Below are 24,530 nucleotides of genomic sequence, written 5' to 3'. Positions count from 1 at the left end.
GCCCGGGCCTGCCGCATGCCCGCTTCCCTCGCCGGCCTGCAGGCGCGGCACGGCCCGCGCTACCGCTGGCTGCTGCTGCTGTCGGTCATGATAGGCACGATGGCCTCCATCATGTCGTCGACCATCGTCAACGTGGCGATTCCCGACATGAGCCACCACTTCACGCTGGGGCAGGAGCGCGCGCAATGGGTGAGTTCGGGCTTTATGGTGGCCATGACGGTCTCCATGCTGACCACGCCCTGGCTGCTGGCGCGCTACGGCTACCGCCGCACCTATGCGGGCACCATGCTGCTGCTGATGGCCGGCGGCATCGTCGGCGGCCTGTCCAACCATTTCAGCCTGGTGCTGGGCGCACGCGTGGCCGAGGGGCTGGCGGCCGGCGTGGTGCAGCCGATTCCCGCCATCATCATCATGCGGGCCTTCGGGCCGCATGAGCAGGGCCGCGCCAGCGGCCTCTTCGGCATGGGCGTGGTGCTGGCGCCCGCCGTGGGCCCCAGCGTAGGCGGCCTGCTGGTCGACCTGTTCGGCTGGCGTTCGATTTTTTTCATGGTGATCCCGCTGTGCCTGGTGTCGCTGTGGATGGCCTACCGCTACGTGCCCGACACCGCACCGGGCGGCGTGGCGGCGAACCGCAACACGGCCATGATCGACTGGCGCGGCCTGCTGCTGGGCGCGGTGGGCACGCTGTGCCTGCTCAACGGCATGGTCGAGTTGCACGGCACCGGCGGCGGCGCGCAGGCGTTGGTGTTGCTGGGCGGCGCGGTCGCCGCGCTGGCCGCCTTTGTCTGGTGGCAGCGCCGCCTGGCCGCCACGGGCGGTGCGCCGCTGATGAACCTGGCGCTCTTCGGCTACCGGCCGTTTGCCATGGGCAGCATCGTGGCCTTTATCTACGGCACGGCCTTGTTCGGCTCGACCTACCTGTTGCCGGTCTACCTGCAATTGGGTTTGAATCTCTCGGCATCGCATGTCGGCACCATCCTGCTGCCCGCCGGCCTGGTGCTGGCCGCGACCATCGCCGGCGTGGGCCGCCTGGCCGACAAACACCCGACCTGGCTGCTTGTCAGCACCGGGCTGGCGCTGCTGGCCGCCTCGTTCGCGCTGATGCTCACGGTGAGCCTGGCCTCGGGCCTGTGGATGCTGGTGGCCTGGGCCACGCTGGGCCGCATCGGCCTGGGTTTTATCCTGCCTTCGCTGAACCTCGGATCGCTGCGGCCGCTGCATGAGCACTTGCTCTCGCAGGGTGCCAGCGCCATCAACTTCCTGCGCATGCTGGGCGGCGCGATAGGCGTGAGCCTGTGCGGCATCGTGCTCGAGTGGCGGCTCGCCGCGCATGGCGATTCCCTGGCCAACAGCACCAGCAGCCCGGCGCGGCTGGCCGCTTTCAACGAGGCATTCCTGATGCTGGCCGTCCTTTGCCTGCTGGCCATGGTGGCGGCCTGGCAGCTTCGTGTGCCTGTGGCCGCCATCCCCAACGACGAACAGAAAGCAGGCTGACCATGTGCCAACTCCTGGGCATGAACTGCAACGCGCCCACCGACGTGACCTTCAGCTTTCGCGGCTTTGCGCAGCGCGGCGGCCACACCGACCACCATGCCGACGGCTGGGGCATCGCGTTTTTTGAGGGCGACGACAGCGTGGCCGGCGCCAGCGACAAGGGCCTGCGCCATTTTGTCGACCACCAGCCGGCCTGCAGTTCGCCGGTGGCCGAGCTGATCAGCCGCTACCCCATCAAAAGCCGCAACGTGATCTCGCACATCCGCAAGGCGACGCAGGGCCGCGTGGCGCTGGAGAACTGCCACCCCTTTGTGCGCGAGCTCTGGGGCCGCTACTGGGTGTTCGCGCACAACGGCGACCTCAAGGACTTTGCGCCCCGCCTGCACGGCAGCTTCCGGCCCGTGGGCACCACCGACAGCGAGCGCGCTTTTTGCTGGATCATGCAGGAGATGGCCAAGTCGCATGCGGGCGTGCCCAGCGTGAAGGAACTCAGCATCACGCTGCGCGAACTCGCGGCGCAAATCGCCGGCCACGGCACTTTCAATTTTCTGCTGAGCAACGGCCAGGCGCTATGGGCGCATGCCTCCACGAATCTCTATTACGTAGAGCGCAAACATCCCTTCGCGCATGCCACGCTGAGCGATGAGGACGTGAGCGTGAACTTCGCCGAACACACGCGGCCCACCGACAAGGTGGCTGTGGTGGTCACGGCGCCGCTGACCACCAACGAAACCTGGACCGCGTTCGCGCCGGGCGAACTCAAGGTGTTTGAGGACGGCGCGCTGGCGGCAGCCTAGCTTTACGATTTGGGGCAGGCCGCGGCCTGCCCGTTGAGCTGCTGCTGTTCATGGCGCAAGCTGGCGACGGCCTTGCCCTCGCCGCGCCGCAAGGTCACCCCATAGATGCTGTCAAAGTCGCTGCCCTTCCAGGGGTGGCACGGCGTTCGGCTGGCCACCTCATTTCGCGTAGCGTGGCTTTGCGGGCTTGTGCCGGGCTGAGCCCCGCCAACAGGCGTGTGCGGCGAATGATATGCATACATATCGTGGCGGTACCGCAACGAAATTCGTCGAAGAAATGACGCAAGGAGGCGGTGGGCAGGGGGAATGTCGGAATCAAGGTAATAATAATCATTCTCATTTAAAACACCTCGATCCAAACATGTCCTCATCGCGTTTTCTCCTGACACCCATCGCAAGCGCTGCCGCCCTGGCCCTCTGGCTGCCGCTAGTCCATGCGCAAACCGCCCCCGCGCCGGAGGCCGGTACGCCCACGGCGACGTTGTCCACGGTGACCGTCAATGCCAGCGCCGACGCTTCGGCCGAGGGCCTGACCCAGCCGTTTGCCGGCGGCCAGGTGGCCCGCGGCGGGCGTGTCGGCATCCTGGGCAACCAGGACATCATGGAAACGCCGTTTTCCAGCACCAGCTATACCAACGAACTGATTCAGGACCAGCAGGCCAAAAGCGTCGCCGACGTGCTGCTGAACGACCCGTCGGTGCGCACGGCGCGCGGCTTCGGCAACTTCCAGGAGCTCTACATGGTGCGCGGCTTTCCCGTGTACTCCGATGACGTGGCCTACAACGGCCTCTACGGCATGCTGCCGCGCCAGTACATTGCGGCCGAATTCCTCGAGCGCGTGGAAGTCTTCCGCGGCGCCAACAGCTTCCTCAACGGCGCGGCGCCCGGCGGCAGCGGCATAGGCGGCAGCATCAACCTGCTGCCCAAGCGCGCCCCCAACGAGCCGCTGACGCGGGCCGGCCTGAGCTACCAGAGCGGCGGCCAGGCATCCGTTTCGACCGACATCGCGCGCCGCTTCGGCCCCGACCAGGCCACCGGCATCCGCCTGAACGCGGTGAAGCGCGACGGCGGCACCGGTGTCGACAACGAGAAAATGAATCTCACGGCCGTAGGCGTCGGCCTGGACTGGCGCAGCAGCAATGTGCGCATCTCGGCCGACATCGGCCACCAGGACTACACGCTGACCGCCGGCCGCCCGAACATGACGCCGTCGGCCTTGCTGCCGATTCCCGCCGCGCCGGATGCCAAAAGCAATTTCGCCCAGCCCTGGACCTCTGCCAAAGAGCGCGACACCTTCGCCACCGTGCGCGCCGAAGCCGACTTCAACAGCGCCATCACCGGCTGGGTCGCCGGCGGCGTGCGCAACAGCTGGGAGGGCAACGACCTGGCCAACCCGACCCTCACCAACGCCGCGGGCGCCACGACCGCCACCCGCTTCAGCAACACGCGCGAAGACAAGATCACGACGCTGGAAGCCGGCCTGCGAGGGAAGTTCAGCACGGGCGGCATAAGCCACACGGTGGTCGCCTCCGCCGCGACGTATAAAAACGACCGCTACAACGCCTTCGCGTTCTCCGCGGCCAGTGTGGCCAGCAACCTCTACACGCCGGTCGCGTCGGCCTTCCCGGTGGCCAACAGTGCCGCGCCCGGTTTTGTCGGCAACAACCTGGCCAGCCCCGCGCTGCAGGCCAAGACCGAGACGTCCAGCCTGGCCATCGCCGACACGCTCTCGTTCGCGAAAGACACCGTGCTGCTCACGCTGGGGGCCCGCAACCAGACCATCAAGCAGCAGACCTTCGCCTACAACACCGGCGTCGCCGCCGCGCCCATCGAAAGCAGCCGCACCACGCCGGTCGCCGGCATCGTCTTCAAGGTCAACAGCAACTTGTCGCTCTACGGAAACTACATTGAAGGCCTGGTGCCCGGCAAGGTCGCCCCGGCCACCGTCAGCATCGCCGGTGTGGTGACCCCGGTGACGAATGCCAACACGGTGTTCAAGCCCTTCCACTCCAAGCAGACCGAAATCGGCGCCAAATACGACGCCGGCACCTTCGGCGGCAGCGTGGCCCTGTTTGAAACCAACCGCCCGCTCGACGGTGTGGTGGGCACCACCTACGGCGCCTTCGGCGAGCAACGCAACCGGGGCCTGGAGTTCTCCATCTACGGTGAACCCATGCGCGGCCTGCGCCTGCTCGGCGGCGCGACGCTGCTCGATGCCAAACAAAGCAAGACACTCACCGGCGCCACCGACGGCAAGGATGCCATCGGCGTGCCGCGCCAGCAGCTCAACCTCGGCGCCGAATGGGATGTGACCGGCGTGCGCGGCCTGGCGCTCAATGCACGCGTGATCCACACCGGCAAGCAGTACGCCAATGCGGCCAACACCCAGGAACTGCCCGCCTGGACCCGCCTGGACGTGGGCGCGCGCTACCTGATGGACATCGGCAAGGGCCGCGCCCTGACCTTGCGCGCGCGCGTCGACAACCTGCTCAACAAGTCGTACTGGGCCTCGGCCGGCGGCGCCTCGCCCACTGACAACTACCTGGTCATGGGCGCACCGCGCACCTTCGTCGTGAGCGGCAGCATCGACTTCTAAAAAAGGCCTGCCGCCATGCGAACCCTCTGGACTGTCCTCCATCGCTGGATGGGGCTGTCCACCGCGCTGTTCCTCATCGTCTCGGGCCTGACCGGCGCCGTCATCTCGTGGGACCACGAGATCGATGGCTGGCTGAACAGCAAGCTCTACGATACCGAGGCGCGCGGCCCTTTCCGCGACCCCTTCGAACTGACCGCCGCTGTCGAAGCCCACGACCCGCGCGCGCGGGTGGCCTACCTGCCGCTCGGTTTCGAGGAAGGCCATGCCGCGGGCTACTTCGTGCAGCCGCGCAAGGACCCGGCCACCGGCAAGCCCTACCAACTCGGCTACAACCAGGTGTTTGTCGACCCGGTCACGGCCGAGGTGCGCGGCAAGCGCGATTCCAACGCGGTGTCGTTCAAGCCCGAAACCTTGATGCCTTTTTTACGCAAGCTGCACTACACGCTGCATGTGCCGGCGATGTGGGGCAGTGACCGCATCGGCCACTGGATCATGGGCGGCATCGCGCTGGTCTGGCTGCTCGACAGCTTTGTCGGCTTCTACCTCACGATGCCGCGCCGCCTGCGCAAGCGCGCGGGTGCCGAAACCGTGCCGCATCGCGACCCGGCCAACTGGTGGTCGCGCTGGAAACCCTCCTGGCTGCTGCGCTGGAAGGCCGGCGGCTACAAGCTCAACTTCGACCTGCACCGCGCCGGCGGGCTGTGGGTATGGGGCCTGATCATCGTGGTGGCCTTCACCTCGTTCTCGATCAACCTGAACCGCGAGATATTTTTCCCGCTGCTGTCCATGGTGTCCAAGACCACGCCCGGCCCCTCCACCCTGGTACCGCTGGCGCCGTTGGGTGCGCGCATCGAGCCGAAGATCGGCTTCGTCGAAATCGTCGGCATCGCCCGGGCCGAAGCCACACGCCGCGGCTGGACCACATCGCCGGGCGGCGTCTTTTACAACCAGCGCGGAGGCTTTTACAACGTCTCGTTCTTCGACCACGCCACGCATGACGACAGCGACGGCATGGACCTGTCCAACCTTTACCTGAGCGCGGAAGACGGCCGCCTGATCAGCAGCAACCAGCCCTGGCACGGCACCGCGGCCGACGTGTTCGCGCAGCTGCAATTGCCGCTGCACGGCGGGCGCATCCTGGGTCTGCCGGGCCGCATCATGATGTCGCTGATGGGGATGGTGGTGGTGATGCTGTCGGTGACCGGCATCGTGATCTGGTGGCGCAAGCGGCGCTCTCGCGTGCTGGCGGTACGCCGCGAGGCGCAGGCCGGCCGCGCTGACGAAGGCGCGAGTCCTCTCAGCCTTTCAGCGCAGCCTCCAGCGCATCCATGAACATCGCCGCGACGTCAAAACCGGCCTGGTCGTGGATTTCCTGGAAGCAGGTCGGGCTGGTGACGTTGATCTCGGTCACGTAGTCGCCGATCACGTCGACGCCGGCCAGCAGCAGGCCGCGCGCGGCCAGCACCGGGCCCAGCGCCTCGGCGATTTCAAAATCGCGTTTGGACAGCGGCTGCGCCACGCCCAGGCCGCCGGCCGCCAGGTTGCCGCGCACCTCGCTGCCTTGGGGAATGCGCGCCAGGCTGAAAGGCACGGGCTTGCCGCCGATAACGAGCACGCGTTTGTCGCCCTTGGCGATCTCGGGCAAAAACTTCTGCACCATCACGCTTTGCGCGCCGTCACGGTTCAGCGTCTCGGTGATGCTGCCCAGGTTCAGGCCGTCTTCCTTGACGCGGAAGATGCCCATGCCGCCCATGCCGTCCAGGGGCTTGAGGATGATGTCCTTATGCTCGGCGTGAAAACGCTTGATGTCGGCCGCGCTGCGCGTGACCAGCGTCGGGCCGCTGAACTGCGCGAACTCGAGGATGGCGAGTTTTTCCGGGTGGTCGCGCAGCGCGCGCGGCTTGTTGAAGACTTTGGCGCCTTCCCGCTCGGCCTGTTCCAGCAAATGCGTGCTGTAGAAGTACTCGCTGTCAAAGGGCGGGTCCTTGCGCATGACCACCGCGTCAAAGCTCGCGATGGCTTCGCGCGTGTCGGGCCGGGTCGCGTCCGCCGTGAACCAGGTGTCCGCATCACCCGTCAGCCTGATGTGGCGCACCTGGGCCGTGACTTTCGCGCCGGTCTGCCAGCTCATGTCCGCCGGCAGGCAGGCGCTGACGCGGTGGCCGCGCTTTTGCGCCTCGCGCATCATCGCGAAGGTGGTGTCCTTGTAAATCTTGAAGGACTCAAGCGGATCGGCGACAAAAAGAAGGTTCATGGTTTGGAAGGGGTTCGGGTGTCTGCGGGGGCCGCTTCGGATGGGGATTCACGGCGCTGCTGGCCGTATTGTTGTACAAACAGCGCCAGCGCGCCCGCCACCACACCCCAAAAGGCCGAGCCCACACCGGCTATTACCACGCCGGACAAGGTGACGAGAAACGTGATAAGCGCCGCCTCGCGGTGCGATTCGTCCTTCACCGCCGCCGCCAGCCCGCTGCCTATGCTGCCCAGCAGCGCCAGTCCCGCAATGGCGACCACCAGTTCCTTGGGAAAGGCCGTCAACAGGCCGGTGATGGCCGCGCCGAAAATGCCGATCACGATGTAAATCGCGCCGCAGGATACCGCCGCCGTGTAACGCTTTGCCGGGTCTTCATGCGCCTCCCTGCCCATGCAGATGGCGGCCGTGATGGCACCCAGGTTGAGCGCGAAGGCGCCGAAGGGCGCCAGCACCAGCGTGGCCAGGCCGCTCAGCGTGATGATTTTGGAGATGGGGATGCCGCCATCGGCGCTGTCCGGACCATAGCCTGCCGCGTAAATGGTCGCCACACCCGGCAGGTTTTGCGAGGCCATGGTCACCACAAACAGCGGAATCGTCATGCTGACAATGGCCGCGAAGCTGAACTTCGGCATGGTGAACACCGGCATCGCGAAAGAAAAAGCCACTTCAGACCAGGCCAGTTGCCCGCGTGCGGCCGTAAAAACAATCGCCCCCGCCAGCGTCAGCACCACGGCATAGCGCGGCAAGAGGCGCTTGCCCAGCAGATAGATCGCCAGCATCAGCAGCACCAGCGGCAAGGCCGTTTGTGCAGCCGCGAAAGCCTGGATGCCGAAGCGCGCCAGCACGCCGGCCAGCAGGGCCGAGGCAATCGCCACGGGAATGCGGTTCATGGCTTTTTCAAACCAGCCGGTGATGCCGAACAGCGTGATCAGCGCTGCACTGACCATGAAAGCGGCCACCGCCTCCCCCATGGAAAACCCGCCGGCCAGCCCGGCCGTGGCCAGGACCGCCGCGCCCGGCGTGGACCAGGCCACCATCACCGGCTTTTTGAGCCACAGCGAGGGGATCACCGAGCACACCCCCATGCCGATTCCGAGGGCCCACATCCACGACGCGATTTCGGCCGGTGTGGCGTTGAAGGCCAGCGCGGCCTGGAACACGATGGCCACCGAGCTGGTGAAGCCGACCAGCACGGCCACAAAGCCGGCGGTGAAGGCGGCGAGGTTGAGGTCTTTGAAAAATTGCATTTGGGGATTTTGGCAGGGGTTTGGGTGCCGGGTCTTGCGCCGGCTTGCGCGCTCCCTCTTCTCCGTGTTCTCTGCTGAGGGCTGCTGGCCGGGGGTAGCCCGGCAGCTACTCACTTTTCTTTTGCTTCGCCAAAAGAAAAGTAAGCAAAAGAAAAGGCGACCCTGGTTGCTGCGTCCCTTCGCTTCGCTACGGGCAACCTGCGGTGCTCGGTCCAGGCGGGGTCTCGCTAAACTCGCCTTCGGCTCAAACAACGCGATCCCTGATCCGCCTGAACCTGCGCTCCTCGGCGCATCCACAAGGGTTGGGGAAGGGATACCAAATCCAAATACCGAATACCTGAAGAAACAAGGACTCGCCTTGGCGAGTCCTTGTTTGTCTTGGTTTGTTCTTTGTCTTTTGTCCCCGCTCCCGATTGCCCCGTCCTGGCTGGGCCGAGGAGCGCAGAGACAAGCGGATCAGGGCCGGCGTTGTCTGAGCGAAGCGAGTTTAGCCGGACCCCGCTTGGCTCGAGCACCGCAGGTTGCCCGTAGCGAAGCGTAGGGACCCAGACTGCGGGTCGCCTTTTCTTTGGTGACTTTCTTTTGGCGAAGCAAAAGAAAGTTACTTGCTGCCGGGCAATCCCCGGCCAGCAGAACTCAGAAGAGAGCACAGAGGAAGCACCCCCACCGGAGCAAGACAAAAGTTGGATTATTCAGCACCCCTTGTCACAATCAATCAGCCCCATCCGTCTAGCCGGTATATGGACAACCCTCCCTCCCCTTCGGCCGAAAACTTTGACGCCCACCGTCCACGCCTGCTGGGCATCGCCTACCGCATGCTGGGTTCGCATGCCGATGCCCAGGACGTGGTGCAGGACGCCTGGCTGCGCTGGAACAGTGCGCGTCCTGACGACTTGCGCAGCGCCGAGGCCTGGCTGGTGACCACGGTCACGCGGCTGTCCATAGACCGGCTGCGCGCTGCCAAGACCGCGCGAGAGCACTACACCGGCTTCTGGCTGGCCGAGCCGATGCTGACCGACACCCAGGACTCGCCCGAGCAGATGCTGGAGTTCGCCGGCGACATTTCGCTGGCCTTTCTGGCGGTGCTGGAGCGCCTGACGCCGGACGAGCGCGCGGCCTTCCTGCTGCGCGAGGTCTTTGACGCCGACTACGCGGACATGGCCCGCACGCTGGGCAAAAGCCAGGCCGCCTGCCGCCAGCTGGTCAGCCGTGCCAAGGCGCAGGTGCGGGAAGGCAAAACGCGTTTCAGCGTCAGCCGCGAAGAGCATTTGCGCCTGCTGGCGCGTTTTGCCGCCGCGGCGCGGGAAGGCAATCTGGCCACCCTCAAAAGCCTGATCAGCGAAGAGGCCAGCCTGGTCAGCGACGGTGGCGGCGTGGTGCCGTCTTTCGGCCAGGTGTTGCGCGGCGCCCAGCGCCTGGCCCAGCTCTATTTCGCCACCGCGCTCAACCATGGGCCGGCACAGCGCCTGGAGATCGCCGACATCAACGGCGTGCCGGGCCTGCTGCGTTTTGTGCACGGCCGGCTGGAGTCGGTGCAGTCGCTGTATTTTGAGAACGGCCTGCTGGCCGAGATCCACACCCAGCGCAATCCGGCCAAGCTGGTGCGCGTGCTGTCACAACTGGAAGAGGCCGGCCGTCTTAAGGGGTGAAGCTCCCGGTTGTCGGGAGCTCATTGAACTTCAAGGAGTTTTCCCCCATGAGCACGATTTCCATGCCCTCGGCCAACGGCCGCCTGCAGCACCGCAAGGTGATCCCCGAAGCCGTGGGCGCCCTGGGCGCCGTCAACGCCACGCTGGAGGACTCCAGCCTCGGCATGCGGCTGATAGACCTGGTGCGCCAGCGCATCTCGCAGATCAACGGCTGCGCCTATTGCGTGGACTCGCATGCGCGCGACCTGCTGGCCGGCGGCGAGGACCTGCAGCGACTCAACAGCCTGAGCACCTGGCGCGAAGTCACCTTGTTCACCGAACGCGAGCGCGCGGCGCTGAACTGGGCCGAAAGCCTGACCTTGCTCCCGCAGACGCAAGCGCCCGACGAGGACTTCGACGCCCTGGCCGCGTATTTCAATGAACGCGAAATCGCCGAGCTGACCATGGCGGCGGCGCTGATGAATGCCTGGAACCGCATAGGCGTGGGCCTGCGCGTGCCGGTGCGGGCCGTGCCCCTGAAAGTGCCGGCGGCCTGAAGGGGTCCGCCTAAGCGCTCTTGCCGCGCATGATGGCCGCGGCCACGTCGGCCGTGGTTTCGGCGTAGCGCTTGAATTCCATGGTGTAGGTCGCGCGGCCCTGCGTGAGCGAGCGCAAGGTGGTGGAGTAGCCGAACATCTCCGACAGCGGCACTTCGGCGCGCACCAGCTTGCCGCCGCCTCCCGCGATGTCCTCCATGCCCTGCACCATGCCGCGGCGTGACGAAAGGTCGCCCATCACGTTGCCCATGAAGTCCTCGGGCGTTTCGACTTCGACGGCCATCACGGGCTCCAGCAGCACCGGTTTGGCGCGGCGCATGGCTTCCTTGAAGGCCAGCGAGCCGGCCATGCGGAAAGCGTTTTCGTTGGAGTCCACGTCATGGTAGGAGCCGAACACCAGCGTGGCCTTCACGTCCACCACCGGGTAGCCGGCCAGCACGCCGGCCTTCAGCGTTTCCTGGATGCCCTTGTTGACGGCCGGAATGTATTCGCGCGGAATCACGCCGCCCTTGATGGCGTCGACGAATTCATAACCCTTGCCCGAAGGCTGCGGCTCCAGGTTGAGCACGGCGTGGCCGTACTGCCCGCGCCCGCCCGACTGCTTGATGAACTTGCCTTCGACGTCGTTGACCGCCTGCCGTATGGTTTCGCGGTAGGCCACCTGCGGCTTGCCGACATTGGCCTCGACGCTGAACTCGCGCTTCATGCGGTCCACCAGGATTTCCAGGTGCAACTCGCCCATGCCGGAGATGATGGTCTGGCCGGATTCCTCGTCGGTGTGCACGCGGAACGAGGGGTCTTCCTGTGCCAGGCGGTTCAGCGCGAGGCCCATTTTTTCCTGGTCGGCCTGGGTCTTGGGCTCCACCGCCTGCGAGATCACCGGCTCGGGGAAGATCATCTTCTCGAGGATGATGACGTGGGCCGGGTCGCACAGCGTGTCGCCGGTGGTCGCGTCCTTCAGGCCCACGGCCGCGGCGATGTCACCGGCGCGCACTTCCTTGACCTCGTTGCGTTGATTGGCGTGCATCTGCAAAATGCGGCCCAGCCGCTCGCGCTTGCCCTTGACCGGGTTGTAGACCGTGTCGCCGGCCTTGACCACGCCCGAGTACACACGAAAGAAAATCAGCTGCCCGACATAGGGGTCGGTCATGATCTTGAAGGCCAGTGCCGAGAAGGGCTCATCGTCGTTCGGGTGGCGCTCGGCTTCGCCTTCGTCGTCTTCGGTGTGGCCCAGGATGGCCGGCACGTCCGCCGGAGAGGGCATGTAGTCGATCACCGCGTCCAGCATGGCCTGCACGCCCTTGTTCTTGAAGGCGCTGCCGCAGAGCATGGGAACGATCTCATTGGCAATGGTGCGCTGGCGCAGGCCCTGTTTGATTTCGTCTTCGCTCAGGGCTTCACCGGCCAGGTACTTGTTGAGCAACTCGTCATTGGCTTCGGCGGCCGCCTCAATCATTTTGGTGCGCCATTCGGTGGCGGTGTCCAGCAGCTCCGCGGGGATGTCGCCGTACTCGAAATGCACGCCCTGGCTGGTATCGTCCCAGATGATGGCTTTCATCTTGACGAGGTCCACCACGCCCTGGAAGTGGTCCTCGGCGCCCACCGGAATCTGCACCGGCACGGCCACGCCTTTGAGGCGCTCGCTGATCTGGCGTTGCACGCGAAAGAAGTCAGCGCCCACGCGGTCCATCTTGTTGACGAAGGCCAGGCGCGGCACCTTGTACTTGTTGGCCTGGCGCCAGACGGTTTCCGACTGCGGCTGCACGCCGCCCACGGCGTCGTAGACCATCACCGCGCCGTCGAGCACGCGCATGGAGCGCTCGACCTCGATGGTGAAATCCACGTGGCCCGGCGTGTCGATGATGTTGATGCGGTGCTCGGGGTAGTTGCCCGCCATGCCTTTCCAGAAGGCCGTGGTTGCCGCCGAGGTGATGGTGATGCCGCGCTCCTGCTCCTGCTCCATCCAGTCCATGGTGGCCGTGCCTTCATGGACCTCACCGATCTTGTAGTTCACACCCGTGTAAAACAGGATGCGCTCGGTCGTGGTGGTCTTGCCGGCGTCGATGTGCGCGCTGATGCCGATGTTGCGGTAGCGCTCTATGGGGGTATGGCGGGGCATGGCGAACTCCTTATATGCCGGACCGCGCGTGTTGGAGTTGTGGCGTGGCCGGGCCGTCAGTTTGCGCCAAAGTGCCGTTTTTTGCTTGGCTGTTTAGCAGCAGCCACATTGACGGAAGGCCTTGCCCTCAGCTCTCGTGCAGCATTTTCGCCATGAAGGCAGGCAGCGGCCGCCCGTCGGACAACAGGTATTCGGCCATGGGCAGTACGACCTGCCGTACCGAGGCGCGCGCGCTCATCCTGTCGCGCCAGGCCAGCAGCCCCGGCGTCTCGGCGGTGAGAGGGGCGCTCATGCGCTCGCCAAACAGCATGGCCATGTAGAGGGCGATGTCGGCATTCGAAAAATCCCCGAGCATGTAGTCCTGCGTACCCAGCAGTGGCTCGAGGTAGCGGTAAAAATCCCGCGCGCCCTGCAGCGCTGCGACGGCCTGCGCATCATCCAGCCTGTCCTGCAGGCCCATCAGCTTGATGACGTGGGGAAAGTAGACCTCGTCGGAACGGTGCTCCAGCTGGCGAACCCGCGCACGGTTGGCGATGCCGGTGAGCCACAGGGCCGGTTCGGGCCGCAGGTCTTCGAGGTATTCCAGGATTTGCGTCGAATCGAAAATCTCCAGCTCACCATGCACCAGCACCGGCACCTGCTTTTTGGGATTGATGCGCACCACTTCCGGATTTTTGGGTGAATAGCCCTCGGCTTGCGTGAAGGGCACCATGACAAGGTCGAGGTCTATGCCTTTTTCAATGGCCGCGATCTGCACCTTGGCGCCGAACATGCTGAGGCGGGCGGAATAGAGGCGGATGGACGGTGATGCGGAGAAGGAGGCAGGGGGCATGGTATGGGTGTTCCGTGTGAAGCCAAAAAATTCAATGTGTGGAGGGCGGCGGTTCTCGATCGAACAGGCCGGGCGCGCCGCCGATTTCGGCGCCCTCGATCAGCAGCATGCGCAGCTTGGTCGAGACACCTCCCGGCGCCGAGAAGCCGCCCGACTGCGCGCCCGAGGCCAGCACGCGGTGGCAGGGCACGATGATGGGAAAGGGGTTGTGCCCCAGCGCCTGGCCCACGGCGCGCGCTGCACCAGGTTCTCCCAGGAGTGCCGCGATCTCTCCGTAGGTCTTGGTCTTGCCCGGCAGGATGTCCTGCGCGGCCGTGTACACGCGCAGGTGAAAGGGCGTCTCGCGGCGCAGGTCCAGCGCGCAAAAGCGCAGGTCGCGGGCCTCGCCTTCGAGCAAGGCCACCATGCCGTCTATGGCTTGCTGCTCGGCGGGCGGCGGTGCGCCGGCTTCCAGCATCGGGAACCGCCGGTGCAGGCGCGACAGCATGCGGCCTTCGGTCTGCTCAGGCAGGCGCACGGCGGCAATGCCATGGCTGTTCCACACCAGTGCGCACTGCCCGATGGCGGTGGCAAAAAGCGTGAAGTGGTGAAGTTCGCTGTCGGTGCTCATGCAGCGCTCCATGCTACACGCGGTGGTCCGCTCGCGGGGCCGCGGCAGGGGGATGTAAGAATTAATTTCGTTACCTCTCTTGCATGCTGTCCAAGCTTTTAATTTTTCGCGGACGTACCATGCCTTCTTTTTTGAAGGAACTCACATGGCAACACCGTTCTTTGGCAAGCGAGAAAACGAGACACCGACGGGCCTGCGAAACAGCCCCGGAAACGGCTACGGCAACAGCGGCTCGGCCAGTACGCTGCATTCGGCCCCGCTGTCCAGCCAGCAGAACAATGCCGCCAAACCGGTGAACGAGGCCGCGCCGTCCACCAGCACCGCCAAGGAAGGCGGCAGCAAGCTGACGGTGGGTCCCAACATCAAGCTCAAGGGTGTGGAGATCACCGACTGCGACACGCTCGTCGTCGAAGGCCTGGTGGAAGCCACCATGGATTCGCGCGTGATCCAGATCGCCGAGCAGGGCGCCTTCAAGGGCTCGGCGGAAATCGACGTGGCGGAAATCCGCGGCGAATTCAACGGCAACCTCACGGTGCGCCAGAAGCTGGTGATTTATTCGACCGGTAAAGTCACCGGCATCATCCGCTACGGCAAGCTGGTGATTGAAGAAGGCGGCCAGCTTTCGGGTGAGATCCTGTTCGGCGCGCTGGCCACCGCAAAACCCGCGAGCGTGGTGAAGCCAGGATTGCAGGCGGTGTAGGAGACATTTAAACCAAAGACAAGCCCGGTTCAACCGCGCATCGAAAAGCCACATCACTTTCATGCCGTTCGCGGCAGGAAGGTGATGCGGCGTGTTGGCGTTCGCCCTCTGCCTACAGCCAGCGGAAGGCCAACGGGATCAGCGCCGAGGCCAGCACCACCTGCAGGCCCAGCGCCAACCCGGCATAGGCCCCCGCGTCGGCATTGACCTGCAGCGCGCGCGCCGCGCCCAGGCCGTGGGAAACCGTGCCCAGCGCAAAACCGCGCGCGGCCCAGCCTGGTCCATCGCGCGGGATGCGCAGTGCGTCAAACAGGTATTTGCCGCAGAGCGCCCCGACCAGGCCCGTGATCACGGCAAACACGGCCGCCAGCGCCGGGATGCCACCTATCTTTTCGGCAATGCCCATGGCCACCGGCGCGGTGACCGATTTGGGCGCAAGCGACAAGGTCACTTCAGAGGGCAGGCCCAGCGCCCAGCCCATCAGCAAGGCCGAGCCGCTGGCGGCGATGCCGCCCGCCAGGGCCGCCAGCAGCAGCCGACCCCAGCGCCGGCGCAGCTCCTCGCGCCTGAGCCACAGCGGCCAGGCCAGCGCCACCACGGCGGGCCCCAGCAGGAAGTGGATGAACTGTGCGCCCGCAAAATAGGTGGGGTAGGGCACGCCGGTGGCCAGCAGCGCGCCGGCCAGGCACACCACTGTCCAGAGCACCGGGTTGGCCCAGGGTGGCTGGCCAAGGCGGGCATAAACCGCTTGCGCCAGCACATAAACCACCAGCGTGGCCGTCAGGCCGAACAGCGGCGTGGCCGACAGGTAGACCCAGAGTTCGACGAATTTAGGCATGGGGCGGCTCCTCTGGCGCCGCATCGCCGCGGTCCCGCAACAGGTGCAGGGTCAGCACGGTGACGAATAAACCCGCCAAGGTGGACACCACCACGGCCAGCAAAATGCGCGCACCGTACTGGCTCACGAGCGAAAGATGGGTCATGACGCCCACGCCGACAGGCACAAAGAGTAACGAAAGGTGCGAGAGCAGGAAGTCTGCGCACACTGACACAGGCTCTCGCACCAGCTCTGCGCGCAGGCCGATCAGCAGCAAAACCATGCCGATCACGGGCCCCGGAAAGGGCAGGGAAAAGCCGCGCGAAAGCAGTTCCCCTATCGATTGAAAAACCAGTAACCAGGCCAGTCCGCGCAGCGCTGCCATCGCGGACCCTAAAAGCGCGGCAGGTCGGGATGCTTGATCTGCCCGGCCCGCACCAGCATTTTTCCGTACTCGGCGCAGCGGTTCAGCGTGGGGATCACCTTGCCCGGGTTGAGCAGGCCCTTGCTGTCGAAGGCGCGTTTGACGCCGAACATCTGCTCGTTTTCCTCGGCCGAAAACTGCACGCACATGGAGTTGAGTTTTTCCACGCCCACGCCGTGCTCGCCGGTCACGGTGCCGCCCATGGCGACGCTGGTCTCCAGGATGTCGGCGCCGAAGAGTTCGCAGCGATGCAGCTGGTCGGGATCGTTGGCGTCAAACAGGATCAGCGGGTGCAGGTTACCGTCGCCCGCATGGAACACATTGGCGCAGCGCAACTGGTATTTCTTTTCCATCTCCGCGATCGCGAGCAGGATGTCGGCCAGGCGCTTGCGCGGAATGGTGGAGTCCATGCACATGTAGTCGGGGCTGATGCGGCCCGAGGCCGGGAAGGCGTTCTTGCGGCCGCTCCAGAAGCGCAGGCGCTCGGCTTCGTCGCGGCTCACCGCGATGGCGGTGGCACCGCAGCGCCGCAGCACCTCGCTCATGCGGCCGATTTCCTCCTCGACTTCCTCGGGCGTGCCGTCACTTTCGCAGAGCAAAATCGCTTCGGCGCTGAGGTCGTAGCCGGCGTGCACAAAATCTTCCACGGCGGCCGTCATGGGTTTGTCCATCATCTCCAGGCCCGCCGGAATGATGCCGGCGGCAATCACGGCGGCCACGGCGTCGCCGGCTTTGCGCAGGTCGTCAAAGCTGGCCATGATGCAGCGCGCCAGCCGGGGCTTGGGCACCAGCTTCACCGTGACCTCGGTGGTCACGGCCAGCATGCCTTCGCTGCCGATGATGATGCTCAGCAAATCGAAGCCGGGGGCATCGAGCGCATCGCCGCCGAACTCGACCTCTTCACCTTCAATCGTGAAACCCTTGACCTTGAGCACGTTGTGCACCGTCAGCCCGTACTTGAGGCAGTGCACGCCGCCCGAGTTCTCGGCCACGTTGCCGCCTATGGTGCAGGCGATCTGGCTGGAAGGGTCGGGCGCGTAATACAGGCCCAGCGGCGCGGCCGCCTCGGAGATCGCGAGGTTGCGCACGCCGCCCTGCACCACGGCCGTGCGGCTGGCGGCGTCGAGCTTGAGGATCTTGTTGAACTTGGCCAGCGACAGCGTGACGCCCAGCTTGTGCGGCATGGCGCCGCCGGAGAGCCCGGTGCCGGCGCCGCGCGCGACCACCGGCACGTCCATCGCATGGCAAGTCTTGAGCACCGCCTGCACCTGGGCATAGCTTTCGGGCAGGGCCACGACCAGCGGCCGCTGGCGGTAGGCGGTCAGGCCGTCGCATTCATAAGGTGTGGTGTCTTCGTTGTTCCAGAGCAGCGCGTGTGCCGGCAGCACCGCCTGCAGCGCACGCACGACTTGCGCTTGCCGCTCCGATCTTTCAAGCTGGCTTTGCTGTTCGTGCGAGGCGGGGGCGTTCATGGTCTGTCTGGCTCCGGGGTTGAAACCAGACTGTAGGGCAAGCGGTGGCGGCCGGGTTGAAGAAATTTAATGCCGGGCGTGAAATGCCGGCCGCCACGATCCGTTCAGAACGGGAGGAGCTTCAGGACTTGGTTCCCGGCGCTTTGCTGGCACCGGGCGTGTCATAGAACTTGACCTTGCCGGTCTTCACGTCGTACATGGCGCCTACGATCATGATCTCGCCCTTTTGCTCCATCTCGCGCAGGATGGGGCTTTTCTCGCGAATCGTCTCCACCGTGAGGCGCACATTGCTCTCGGCCACCATCTCGACAAAGGCATAGTTCTTGGACGTGCGGTCCTTGATGTCGGCGGAGACCAGGTTCGCGGCCGGCTTGATCTTGCCGATGAGTCCTGTCAGGTTGCCCAGCTGGGCATCGTCACACGCGCCCTTGATGGCGCCGCAGCTGGTGTGGCCCATCACCACCAGCAGTTTGGCACCCACGACCTTGTGCGCGAACTCCAGGCTGCCCAGGATGTCTTCGTTGACGATGTTGCCCGCCACGCGCGCATTGAAGAGGTCGCCTATGCCCTGGTCAAAGACGATTTCGGCCGGTGCGCGCGAATCGATGCAGGACACCACGCTGGCCAGCGGGAACTGGCCGTCCGCCGTGGCCTTCATTTCCTTGAGGTAGTTCTGGTGGCGCGGTTTGCCCGAGACAAAGCGCGTGTTGCCGGCCTTGAAGCGCGACAGGATTTGCGCGGGCGTCACGGCGTCCTGGCATGCCTTGGCGTCCTGGATGGTGCAGAAAGTGCCGGCTTTGACGGATTTCGCCGCGGGCTTGCCCTCGGCGTGCGCCAGGGGCGACAAAACAAACATGGACAACAGGATGCCGGCCACGCGGGCGCTGAGCTGGTTCTTCTTCATAGAAATTCCCTCGCTGAATGGTTGGTTTTGTTTGAGGCTGCGGCTGGCCAAGCTGATGCTTGCCCGGCCGTAGCCGATTCCACTCTAAACCTGCGTGAGCCGGATGTCACCTGCCGGCGCGGCCTCTGATGCCGCCGCCCGTGTGGCCCGATCAGGGCTGTTAACGCTTTTTGCGTAAGATGCGCCGCGCGTCAACAAGGCGTTGCGCAAGGCAAAAAAACACAGGCGGGGCCGAACCCGCCAGGGCGTTTGCAGGGTCGGGCGGCTCCCTCTTCAGCGCCCCATTCGCCTTTGCAAAAATAGCGAAATAGGGTTAACAGCCCTAGCCCAAACTTTTTCTCAACCAATCGGCAAACGCCGCGCATTCCCAGCGGTCCATGGTGCCGGTGCGCCAGCACAGGTAGTGCGCATGCGGGCTGGGGACATTGCCGGCGAACACCGCGTTGCTGCCCAGGCGCACCAGCGAGCCGTTTTCCAGCCAGGGTGCGCCCAGCTTGAGGCGTATCAGCGCAATGCCCATGCCGGCCGCGGCGGCATCGCACATCAGGCCGATGTCATTGAATTGCGAGCCGTCGGCGGGCTCCGGCCAGTCGAGCTTGTGGGCCGCAAACCATGTCCGCCAGGGCTCCAGCGGCGAGCGCAGCAGGCTTTCGCCTTCGAGGTCTTCGGCCGCTTCAAAAGGGCCGTGCTCGCGCACAAAAGCCGGCGAGGCCAGCGGCGCGACCTCGTCCTTGCTCAGGCAGACGTGCTCCAGGTCCGCATAGCGGCCGGTGCCGAAGCGCACGATCAGGTCGGCGTCCTCGGCCACCACGTCCAGCAGCGGGATGGACACCTGCAGCGTCAGGTCGATCTCGGGATAGGCATCGGTGAACTGGCGCAGGCGCGGGATCAGGATGGAACGCGCGAAGGTCGGCGTAACGGCCAGGCGCAGCTTGCGTTTGCCGGGCGTGGTGCTTTGCCCGGCCGCACCCGGGAATTTCTGCAGCGTGGCCAGGCCTTCGCGCACATGGGCCAGGTATTCGCTGCCCTCGGTGGTCAGAGAGAAATCGGCACGGCCGAAGAGCTTGGTGCCGATGATCTGCTCGAGCTGCTTGACACGGTGGCTGACGGCGCTGGGCGTGACGCAGAGTTCCTCGGCCGCCTGCGTCACGCTGCGCAGCCGCGCCAGCGCCTCGAAGGTCAGCAGGCATTGAATCGGTGGAATCCGCGCCGGCGTCGCCATGTTGATTACTTGAAGATCACGGTCTTGTGGCCGTTCAAAAGCACGCGGTGTTCGCTGTGCCATTTCACCGCACGCGCCAGCACCTGGCTTTCGGTGTCGCGGCCCATGGCGGTCAGGTCTTCCACGGTCTTGCTGTGGTCGGCGCGCGCCACGTCCTGCTCGATGATGGGGCCTTCGTCGAGGTCGGCCGTCACGTAGTGCGCGGTCGCGCCTATCAGCTTCACGCCGCGGTCGTGCGCCTGGTAATAAGGCTTGGCGCCCTTGAAGCTGGGCAGGAAGGAGTGGTGGATGTTGATGGCGCGGCCGGAGAGCTTCTGGCACAGCTCGTTGGACAGCACCTGCATGTAGCGCGCCAGCACCACGAGTTCGGCGCCTTCGGACTCGATGATCTCCAGCTGCTTCGCCTCGGCCTGGGCCTTGGTGGCCGCCGTGACGGGGATGTGGTGAAACGGGATGTTGTAGCTGGCCGCCAGCTGGTAGAACTCGCGGTGGTTGGAGACGATGGCGCGCACCTCAATCGGCAGCAGCCCGGATTTGCAGCGAAACAGCAGGTCGTTGAGGCAGTGGCCTTCCTTGCTGACCATGATGACGGTGCGCATGGGCTGGGTGGTGGCATGCAGCTTCCAGTTCATGCCGAAGGGTTCGGCGAAGGCCTTGAGTTGGCTGGAGAGCTCCTCGTGCGTGAGTTTGTCGCAGGCGAACTGCACGCGCATGAAAAACAGGCCCGTATCGTGGTCGTTGTACTGCGCGGCCTCTTCGATATTGCCGCCGTTGTCCAGCAGGAAGCCGGACACGGCATGAACAATGCCCATACGGTCCGGGCAGGACAGGGTGAGGATATAAGCGTGATTCATAGGGGATGAATTGTCGCAGGTGAGGCCACCGGTCGCCCGGATGGGCCGCAAAGGCCGGAGCGGGGGGCCGGCAACAGTGCCAGAATGCCGGAAACCCCTTTCCAGACGCAGGAGACACGCCATGGCCTATCAGAACTTCAACATGGAGCACCAGTGGCTCCCTTTTACGCCCAACCGCAGCTTCAAAAAAGACCCGCGCGTGTTCGTGGCGGCCGACGGCATGCATTTCACGACGCATGACGGCCGGCAGGTGATAGACGGTATTTCCAGCCTGTGGTGTGTGGGCGCCGGCCACAACCGCAAGCCCATCAACGACGCCATCAAAAAGCAGCTCGACACGCTGGACTACGCGACCGCCTTCCAGGCCAGCAACGACCAGGCCTTCAAGGCCGCCGAGCTTATCGCGGGCATGGCGCCCGGCGACCTCAACAAGGTGCTGTTCTGCAACTCGGGCTCGGAGGCGGCCGACACCTCGCTCAAGGTCGCGCTGGCCTACCACCGCGCGCGCGGCGAGGGCCACCGCAACATCTTCATAGGCCGCGAGAAGGGCTATCACGGCGTCGGCTTCGGCGGCATGAGCGTGGGCGGCATTCCGGCCAACCGCAAGGTCTACGGAGCCGCGCTGCTGCCGCGCGTGGACCACATGCGTTTCATCCACGACCCGGTCAACCACGCCTACATCAACGGCGCCGAGCCGGTCTGGGAGGAAGACCTGCTGCTGGAGCTGGAAAACCGCATCCTGCCGCTGCACGACCCGAGCAATGTGGCCGCCATCATCGTCGAGCCGGTCTCCGGCAGCGCCGGCTGGTATCTGCCGCCCAAGGGCTACCTCAAGCGCCTGCGCGAAATCTGCGACAAGCACGGCATCCTGCTGATTTTCGATGAGGTCATCACCGGCTTCGGCCGCCTGGGCACGGGTTTCGGCGCCGATTACTACGGCGTGGTGCCCGACATGCTCAACTTCGCCAAGTGCGTGACCAACGGCGTGATCCCGCTGGGCGGCGTGATCTGCACGGACCGCATCTACGACGGCATGATGAATGCCAACAGCGGTGCGCCTGAGCATGCCATCGAGTTTTTCCACGGCTACACCTATTCGGGCCACCCGGTGGCCTGCGCGGCGGCGATCGCGACGCTGAACCTGCTCAAGGAAGAAAAGCTGTACGAGCGCGCCGGCCAGATGGGCAAGGTGCTGGGCGATGCGATGCACAGCGGCCTGAAAGGCTTGCCCAATGTGATCGGCATACGCGCCCTGGGGCTGGCCGGTGCGGTGGAACTGGCACCCGTGGCCGGCGCGCCGGGCAAGCGCGCCTACGACATCTTCATGGACTGCTTCCACCACGGCGTGCTGGTGCGGCCGGCGGCCGACAATATCGTGGTCTGCCCGCCCTACATCGTGGAGAAAGAGCACATAGACCGCATCGTCAACGTGGTGGCCGACGCGATCCGCAAACACGCCTGAGGTGTTTCAGCGGTGAGGGGCGCTCAGGGCTTGGGGGCGAGTTTTTTGTCCAGGCCTTCGCAGTAGTCTTTTTCGGGAAGCGCGGGCGTTTCCCACACGGCATCGAAGGCGTCGGCTTTGTCGCTTGGCGCGGCGCCGCCGGCGCGCAGGCGCACGGCCTTGACCCTGACATCGGTCGGCAGGTGCTGCGGCACGCCCAGGTGGCGATCGGCATGGCCGCTGCCGGCCAGCAGCACCACGGTTTTTCCCGGCAAGGCGGCCTGGGCCAGCGTGTTGGCCATGGTGACGTCCTTGGCAATCTGGAGGCGCGTCATAGGCGTGACCTGGCTTTCGGGCAAGAGGTTGCAGTGGCCGCTGCGTATCAGCTGCTGCTGCGCCTTGAGCGCCGGTCCGGGTAGCTGCTGGTCAAGCTGGTGGTCCGCCATGCGGGCCGGCATCTGGGCGCGCGGCAGGTTGGCGCCCAGCACCGGCACGCCAGCGCGCACCGCCGTCATCACGGAGGGGCCGTAGGCGGCCCAGGGCCAGCCCTTGTCGTTCCAGTTCAAGGCATTGCGCACCTGCTGCTCGGTGGCGCTGGGTTTGAGCGCGGAGGTGCTGGCGCCGGTATCGGCCATTTCCAGCGCCAGGGCGACCAGTGCGCCGCGTGCGGCCAGCAGGGCAACGACCTGCTGCTGGATGCGCTGGTGTTCGGCCGCGTCGTGCTGCTCGCCGAGTATCAGGATCTCCGCCGGAAGGATGGCGTCCAGCCGTGTCGCGGTCTGTGCGGTGTCGAGGCCGGGTGCCTGCAGGATGGGCGCCTCGGGCCGGCCCGCGCAGCCGGCGGCCAAAGCCATCGCGGCGGCGCACAGCAGCCATGCCGAAGGACGAAGGGTGGGGAAATGGCGCATCGGTGGATACTAATGCTTCCGGCCCGGTTTTTGTTGGCCGTGCCCCAAGCCATGCCGCTTCTTTCACCGCCCGCCCGCGCCTTTTTTACGCGCGTCATCCTGACGCTGCTGCTCGCCTGTGCCGCGGCCTCGCTGTGCCTCTGGCTGCGCACACCTTTGCCCTGGATGATAGGCCCGCTACTGGCGACCGCCGTGGTTTCCATGCTGGGTGGCCCGACGGCCAGCTGGACGCCGCTGCGCAACAGCGGGCAATGGGTGATCGGCTGCGCACTGGGGCTTTATTTCACGCCGCAGGTGGTCGCCCTGCTGGCGGGCCTGTGGTGGGCGATTGCGCTGAACATCGCCTGGGCGCTCGCGCTGGGGCTGGCTTTCGGGGCCTGGCTTTACCGGGTGCACCATGGGCCCGGGCCCTTCCATGTCAAAGGACTGTCGCGCATCACGACTTATTTTGCTGCGCCCATAGGCGCCGCGTCTGAAATGACGCTGATGGCCGAGCGCCACGGTGCGCAGACCGACTTGGTGGCTTCCGCGCACAGCCTGCGCGTGCTGCTGGTCACACTGATCATTCCCTTCGGCTTCCAGTGGGCGGGGCTGCACGGGCTGGACGCCACCCTGCCCGGCGCGCGCGTGGTCCAGCTCCCGGGACTGGCTTTGCTCGCCGTGCTGACCGGCATAGGCTGCTGGGCCATGCTCAAGCTGGAGCGCACCAACCCATGGTTCATAGGCGCATTGGTGGTGTCGCTGCTGCTCACCGCCTGCGGCCTCACGCTGTCGGCCCTGCCGCAATGGATGACGAATGCCGCGCAGCTGGTCATCGGCATCAGCCTGGGCGTGCGTTTCACCAGCGGCTTTGTGCACATGGCGCCGCGCTGGCTGGGCTCGGTGGCGCTGGCCACGGTAGGAATGATTGCGCTGTGCGCGGGGTTTGCGTGGTCGCTGGCGCAATTCACCAGCCTGCACTGGGCCACACTGCTGCTGGGGACTTCACCCGGCGGCATCGCCGAAATGGCGATCACGGCCAAGGTGCTGCAATTGGGTGTGCCGGTGGTCACGGCCTTTCACGTCACCAGGCTGGCGGCCGTACTCTTGCTGGCCGAGCCCATGTACCGCTGGATCTACGAGAAGCGCTCAACGGCGCCAGCAGAAAGCCCACCGGCTGAATAAGCGCGCGCACTCTTCAATCAAGTAGGGGCCACGGAACCGGCTTTGCCGGGCCGTAGGCGCAGCGGCCCCCTCGGGGGGCAGCGCATTACACGAAGTGAAAAGCGTGGGGGCTAGTGAAGTGACATCGGGGTGTTAGCCAACCCGCTATAGCCTTCCAGCGTGTCTTCGATTTCTTCCTGCGTGGGCGTGTTCTGTGCCCATGCGCTCAGGCGTTGCTGGAACATCTCGGCCCAGGAGCCGTCGAGGTAGACCTCTTTGCCCGAGCGTTTGTCCACGATTTCAAAGCCGTGGCGGGCTAGCTGGGGGATGGCGGGAGCGGGCGCAGATTCTTCCGGCGCGTTCGCGTGAATCTGAACCACGGCAAAAGAGTCGGAGTCGTAAAGCATTTGCATGGTGAGGTCCTTTATCGTCAGATAGCAACGATGAGGCCAAGTTCAAGAGTCCGCACCATACGGCCTGCAAGTGTCCGGTAAAGACGCGCTACACCGTG

23 protein-coding genes are annotated in these 24,530 nt (G+C 65.3%); 9 read left to right on the top strand and 14 right to left on the bottom strand.

Annotated elements, in window-relative coordinates:
- The first annotated feature begins 15 nt into the window (after positions 1–15).
- A complete protein-coding gene (locus ACSQ27_RS18745; RefSeq protein WP_436156995.1) occupies positions 16–1,494 on the top strand; it encodes an MFS transporter in 1,479 nt (492 codons plus the stop codon).
- A 2-nt stretch (positions 1,495–1,496) separates the two neighbouring features.
- Positions 1,497–2,291: a class II glutamine amidotransferase gene (locus tag ACSQ27_RS18740; protein ID WP_436156994.1), complete on the top strand. Its 795-nt coding sequence runs from the start codon at positions 1,497–1,499 to the stop codon at positions 2,289–2,291.
- 2 nt (positions 2,292–2,293) lie between these two features.
- Here the strand turns inward: ACSQ27_RS18740 and ACSQ27_RS18735 are convergent, their stop codons facing one another.
- Complete coding sequence (locus ACSQ27_RS18735) at positions 2,294–2,449, bottom strand: hypothetical protein (protein WP_436156993.1); 156 nt, start codon at positions 2,447–2,449, stop codon at positions 2,294–2,296.
- Between the two features lie 203 nt (positions 2,450–2,652).
- Between ACSQ27_RS18735 and ACSQ27_RS18730 the strand changes: the two genes are divergently transcribed.
- Positions 2,653–4,887 (top strand): TonB-dependent receptor, encoded by a 2,235-nt coding sequence (locus tag ACSQ27_RS18730; RefSeq protein WP_436156992.1) that lies wholly within the window; start codon positions 2,653–2,655, stop codon positions 4,885–4,887.
- A gap of 15 nt (positions 4,888–4,902) precedes the next feature.
- Positions 4,903–6,219 (top strand): PepSY-associated TM helix domain-containing protein, encoded by a 1,317-nt coding sequence (locus tag ACSQ27_RS18725; RefSeq protein ID WP_436156991.1) that lies wholly within the window; start codon positions 4,903–4,905, stop codon positions 6,217–6,219.
- Here the strand turns inward: ACSQ27_RS18725 and gshB are convergent.
- On the bottom strand, positions 6,185–7,141 hold the full coding sequence (gene gshB, locus ACSQ27_RS18720) for a glutathione synthase (protein ID WP_436156990.1): 957 nt from the start codon (positions 7,139–7,141) through the stop codon (positions 6,185–6,187). The two genes, ACSQ27_RS18725 and gshB, sit on opposite strands and share 35 nt — an antisense overlap.
- Entirely contained in the window at positions 7,138–8,388 is a 1,251-nt protein-coding gene (locus ACSQ27_RS18715) for a benzoate/H(+) symporter BenE family transporter (RefSeq protein ID WP_436156989.1), read from the bottom strand. Before ACSQ27_RS18715 ends, gshB begins: the two co-directional genes overlap by 4 nt.
- A gap of 740 nt (positions 8,389–9,128) precedes the next feature.
- On the opposite strand from ACSQ27_RS18715, the gene sigJ reads away from it, so the two are divergent.
- Together sigJ and ACSQ27_RS18705 are read left to right on the top strand one after the other, a co-directional pair.
- On the top strand, positions 9,129–10,037 hold the full coding sequence (sigJ, locus tag ACSQ27_RS18710; RefSeq protein ID WP_436156988.1) for an RNA polymerase sigma factor SigJ: 909 nt from the start codon (positions 9,129–9,131) through the stop codon (positions 10,035–10,037).
- Positions 10,038–10,084: 47 nt separating this feature from the next.
- Positions 10,085–10,573 (top strand): carboxymuconolactone decarboxylase family protein, encoded by a 489-nt coding sequence (locus ACSQ27_RS18705; protein WP_436156987.1) that lies wholly within the window; start codon positions 10,085–10,087, stop codon positions 10,571–10,573.
- A 10-nt stretch (positions 10,574–10,583) separates the two neighbouring features.
- Here ACSQ27_RS18705 and fusA read toward each other — a convergent pair whose 3' ends face one another.
- The 3 genes from fusA to ACSQ27_RS18690 all read right to left on the bottom strand — a co-directional run bounded on the left by fusA (position 10,584) and on the right by ACSQ27_RS18690 (position 14,134).
- Positions 10,584–12,692, bottom strand: coding sequence for an elongation factor G (fusA, locus tag ACSQ27_RS18700; RefSeq protein WP_436156986.1), 2,109 nt, complete (start codon positions 12,690–12,692; stop codon positions 10,584–10,586).
- A gap of 127 nt (positions 12,693–12,819) precedes the next feature.
- A complete protein-coding gene (locus ACSQ27_RS18695) occupies positions 12,820–13,524 on the bottom strand; it encodes a glutathione S-transferase family protein (protein ID WP_436156985.1) in 705 nt (234 codons plus the stop codon).
- Between the two features lie 31 nt (positions 13,525–13,555).
- Positions 13,556–14,134 (bottom strand): methylated-DNA--[protein]-cysteine S-methyltransferase, encoded by a 579-nt coding sequence (locus ACSQ27_RS18690; protein ID WP_436156984.1) that lies wholly within the window; start codon positions 14,132–14,134, stop codon positions 13,556–13,558.
- Positions 14,135–14,279: 145 nt separating this feature from the next.
- Here ACSQ27_RS18690 and ACSQ27_RS18685 point away from each other — a divergent pair, with 145 nt between their 5' ends.
- Positions 14,280–14,834, top strand: coding sequence for a bactofilin family protein (locus tag ACSQ27_RS18685; protein WP_436156983.1), 555 nt, complete (start codon positions 14,280–14,282; stop codon positions 14,832–14,834).
- A gap of 112 nt (positions 14,835–14,946) precedes the next feature.
- Here ACSQ27_RS18685 and ACSQ27_RS18680 read toward each other — a convergent pair whose 3' ends face one another.
- From ACSQ27_RS18680 to purU, 6 genes are all read right to left on the bottom strand, one after another.
- A complete protein-coding gene (locus ACSQ27_RS18680; protein WP_436156982.1) occupies positions 14,947–15,672 on the bottom strand; it encodes an LrgB family protein in 726 nt (241 codons plus the stop codon).
- Positions 15,665–16,036: a CidA/LrgA family protein gene (locus ACSQ27_RS18675; RefSeq protein ID WP_436156981.1), complete on the bottom strand. Its 372-nt coding sequence runs from the start codon at positions 16,034–16,036 to the stop codon at positions 15,665–15,667. Before ACSQ27_RS18675 ends, ACSQ27_RS18680 begins: the two co-directional genes overlap by 8 nt.
- Before the next feature lie 8 nt (positions 16,037–16,044).
- Positions 16,045–17,547 (bottom strand): FAD-linked oxidase C-terminal domain-containing protein, encoded by a 1,503-nt coding sequence (locus ACSQ27_RS18670; protein WP_436156980.1) that lies wholly within the window; start codon positions 17,545–17,547, stop codon positions 16,045–16,047.
- 121 nt (positions 17,548–17,668) lie between these two features.
- Entirely contained in the window at positions 17,669–18,451 is a 783-nt protein-coding gene (locus ACSQ27_RS18665) for a carbonic anhydrase family protein (protein ID WP_436156979.1), read from the bottom strand.
- 322 nt (positions 18,452–18,773) lie between these two features.
- Positions 18,774–19,673 carry a LysR substrate-binding domain-containing protein gene (locus ACSQ27_RS18660; protein WP_092130281.1) on the bottom strand — a complete coding sequence of 300 codons (900 nt, stop codon included), beginning with the start codon at positions 19,671–19,673 and terminating at the stop codon, positions 18,774–18,776.
- A 5-nt stretch (positions 19,674–19,678) separates the two neighbouring features.
- Positions 19,679–20,527: a formyltetrahydrofolate deformylase gene (gene purU, locus ACSQ27_RS18655; protein ID WP_436156978.1), complete on the bottom strand. Its 849-nt coding sequence runs from the start codon at positions 20,525–20,527 to the stop codon at positions 19,679–19,681.
- 121 nt (positions 20,528–20,648) lie between these two features.
- On the opposite strand from purU, the gene ACSQ27_RS18650 reads away from it, so the two are divergent.
- Positions 20,649–21,989 (top strand): aminotransferase class III-fold pyridoxal phosphate-dependent enzyme, encoded by a 1,341-nt coding sequence (locus ACSQ27_RS18650; protein WP_436156977.1) that lies wholly within the window; start codon positions 20,649–20,651, stop codon positions 21,987–21,989.
- Positions 21,990–22,012: 23 nt separating this feature from the next.
- On the opposite strand, the gene ACSQ27_RS18645 is transcribed toward ACSQ27_RS18650, so the two are convergent.
- Positions 22,013–22,876: a ChaN family lipoprotein gene (locus ACSQ27_RS18645; RefSeq protein ID WP_436156976.1), complete on the bottom strand. Its 864-nt coding sequence runs from the start codon at positions 22,874–22,876 to the stop codon at positions 22,013–22,015.
- A 51-nt stretch (positions 22,877–22,927) separates the two neighbouring features.
- Between ACSQ27_RS18645 and ACSQ27_RS18640 the strand changes: the two genes are divergently transcribed.
- The gene (locus ACSQ27_RS18640; RefSeq protein ID WP_436156975.1) at positions 22,928–24,040 is read left to right on the top strand and encodes an AbrB family transcriptional regulator; all 1,113 of its coding nucleotides are present in this window, start codon (positions 22,928–22,930) and stop codon (positions 24,038–24,040) included.
- Between the two features lie 110 nt (positions 24,041–24,150).
- Here the strand turns inward: ACSQ27_RS18640 and ACSQ27_RS18635 are convergent, their stop codons facing one another.
- Positions 24,151–24,432, bottom strand: a complete 282-nt coding sequence (locus ACSQ27_RS18635; protein ID WP_436156974.1) for a BTH_I0359 family protein — start codon at positions 24,430–24,432, stop codon at positions 24,151–24,153.
- Between the last annotated feature and the right edge of the window lie 98 nt (positions 24,433–24,530).

This window comes from Polaromonas sp. LjRoot131 (assembly GCF_964252805.1).
Taxonomy (GTDB): domain Bacteria; phylum Pseudomonadota; class Gammaproteobacteria; order Burkholderiales; family Burkholderiaceae_C; genus Polaromonas.
This window is presented reverse-complemented; position numbering and strand designations above follow the sequence as displayed.

Excerpts from the sequence above, each read along its gene's own strand:
- ACSQ27_RS18745 (WP_436156995.1), top strand. The coding sequence starts at position 16 with ATGCCCGCTTCCCTCGCCGGCCTGCAGGCGCGGCACGGCCCGCGCTAC.
- ACSQ27_RS18740 (WP_436156994.1), top strand. The coding sequence starts at position 1,497 with ATGTGCCAACTCCTGGGCATGAACTGCAACGCGCCCACCGACGTGACC.
- ACSQ27_RS18730 (WP_436156992.1), top strand. The coding sequence starts at position 2,653 with ATGTCCTCATCGCGTTTTCTCCTGACACCCATCGCAAGCGCTGCCGCC.
- ACSQ27_RS18725 (WP_436156991.1), top strand. The coding sequence starts at position 4,903 with ATGCGAACCCTCTGGACTGTCCTCCATCGCTGGATGGGGCTGTCCACC.
- gshB (WP_436156990.1), bottom strand. The coding sequence starts at position 7,141 with ATGAACCTTCTTTTTGTCGCCGATCCGCTTGAGTCCTTCAAGATTTAC.
- ACSQ27_RS18715 (WP_436156989.1), bottom strand. The coding sequence starts at position 8,388 with ATGCAATTTTTCAAAGACCTCAACCTCGCCGCCTTCACCGCCGGCTTT.
- sigJ (WP_436156988.1), top strand. The coding sequence starts at position 9,129 with ATGGACAACCCTCCCTCCCCTTCGGCCGAAAACTTTGACGCCCACCGT.
- ACSQ27_RS18705 (WP_436156987.1), top strand. The coding sequence starts at position 10,085 with ATGAGCACGATTTCCATGCCCTCGGCCAACGGCCGCCTGCAGCACCGC.
- fusA (WP_436156986.1), bottom strand. The coding sequence starts at position 12,692 with ATGCCCCGCCATACCCCCATAGAGCGCTACCGCAACATCGGCATCAGC.
- ACSQ27_RS18695 (WP_436156985.1), bottom strand. The coding sequence starts at position 13,524 with ATGCCCCCTGCCTCCTTCTCCGCATCACCGTCCATCCGCCTCTATTCC.
- ACSQ27_RS18690 (WP_436156984.1), bottom strand. The coding sequence starts at position 14,134 with ATGAGCACCGACAGCGAACTTCACCACTTCACGCTTTTTGCCACCGCC.
- ACSQ27_RS18685 (WP_436156983.1), top strand. The coding sequence starts at position 14,280 with ATGGCAACACCGTTCTTTGGCAAGCGAGAAAACGAGACACCGACGGGC.
- ACSQ27_RS18680 (WP_436156982.1), bottom strand. The coding sequence starts at position 15,672 with ATGCCTAAATTCGTCGAACTCTGGGTCTACCTGTCGGCCACGCCGCTG.
- ACSQ27_RS18675 (WP_436156981.1), bottom strand. The coding sequence starts at position 16,036 with ATGGCAGCGCTGCGCGGACTGGCCTGGTTACTGGTTTTTCAATCGATA.
- ACSQ27_RS18670 (WP_436156980.1), bottom strand. The coding sequence starts at position 17,547 with ATGAACGCCCCCGCCTCGCACGAACAGCAAAGCCAGCTTGAAAGATCG.
- ACSQ27_RS18665 (WP_436156979.1), bottom strand. The coding sequence starts at position 18,451 with ATGAAGAAGAACCAGCTCAGCGCCCGCGTGGCCGGCATCCTGTTGTCC.
- ACSQ27_RS18660 (WP_092130281.1), bottom strand. The coding sequence starts at position 19,673 with ATGGCGACGCCGGCGCGGATTCCACCGATTCAATGCCTGCTGACCTTC.
- purU (WP_436156978.1), bottom strand. The coding sequence starts at position 20,527 with ATGAATCACGCTTATATCCTCACCCTGTCCTGCCCGGACCGTATGGGC.
- ACSQ27_RS18650 (WP_436156977.1), top strand. The coding sequence starts at position 20,649 with ATGGCCTATCAGAACTTCAACATGGAGCACCAGTGGCTCCCTTTTACG.
- ACSQ27_RS18645 (WP_436156976.1), bottom strand. The coding sequence starts at position 22,876 with ATGCGCCATTTCCCCACCCTTCGTCCTTCGGCATGGCTGCTGTGCGCC.
- ACSQ27_RS18640 (WP_436156975.1), top strand. The coding sequence starts at position 22,928 with ATGCCGCTTCTTTCACCGCCCGCCCGCGCCTTTTTTACGCGCGTCATC.
- ACSQ27_RS18635 (WP_436156974.1), bottom strand. The coding sequence starts at position 24,432 with ATGCAAATGCTTTACGACTCCGACTCTTTTGCCGTGGTTCAGATTCAC.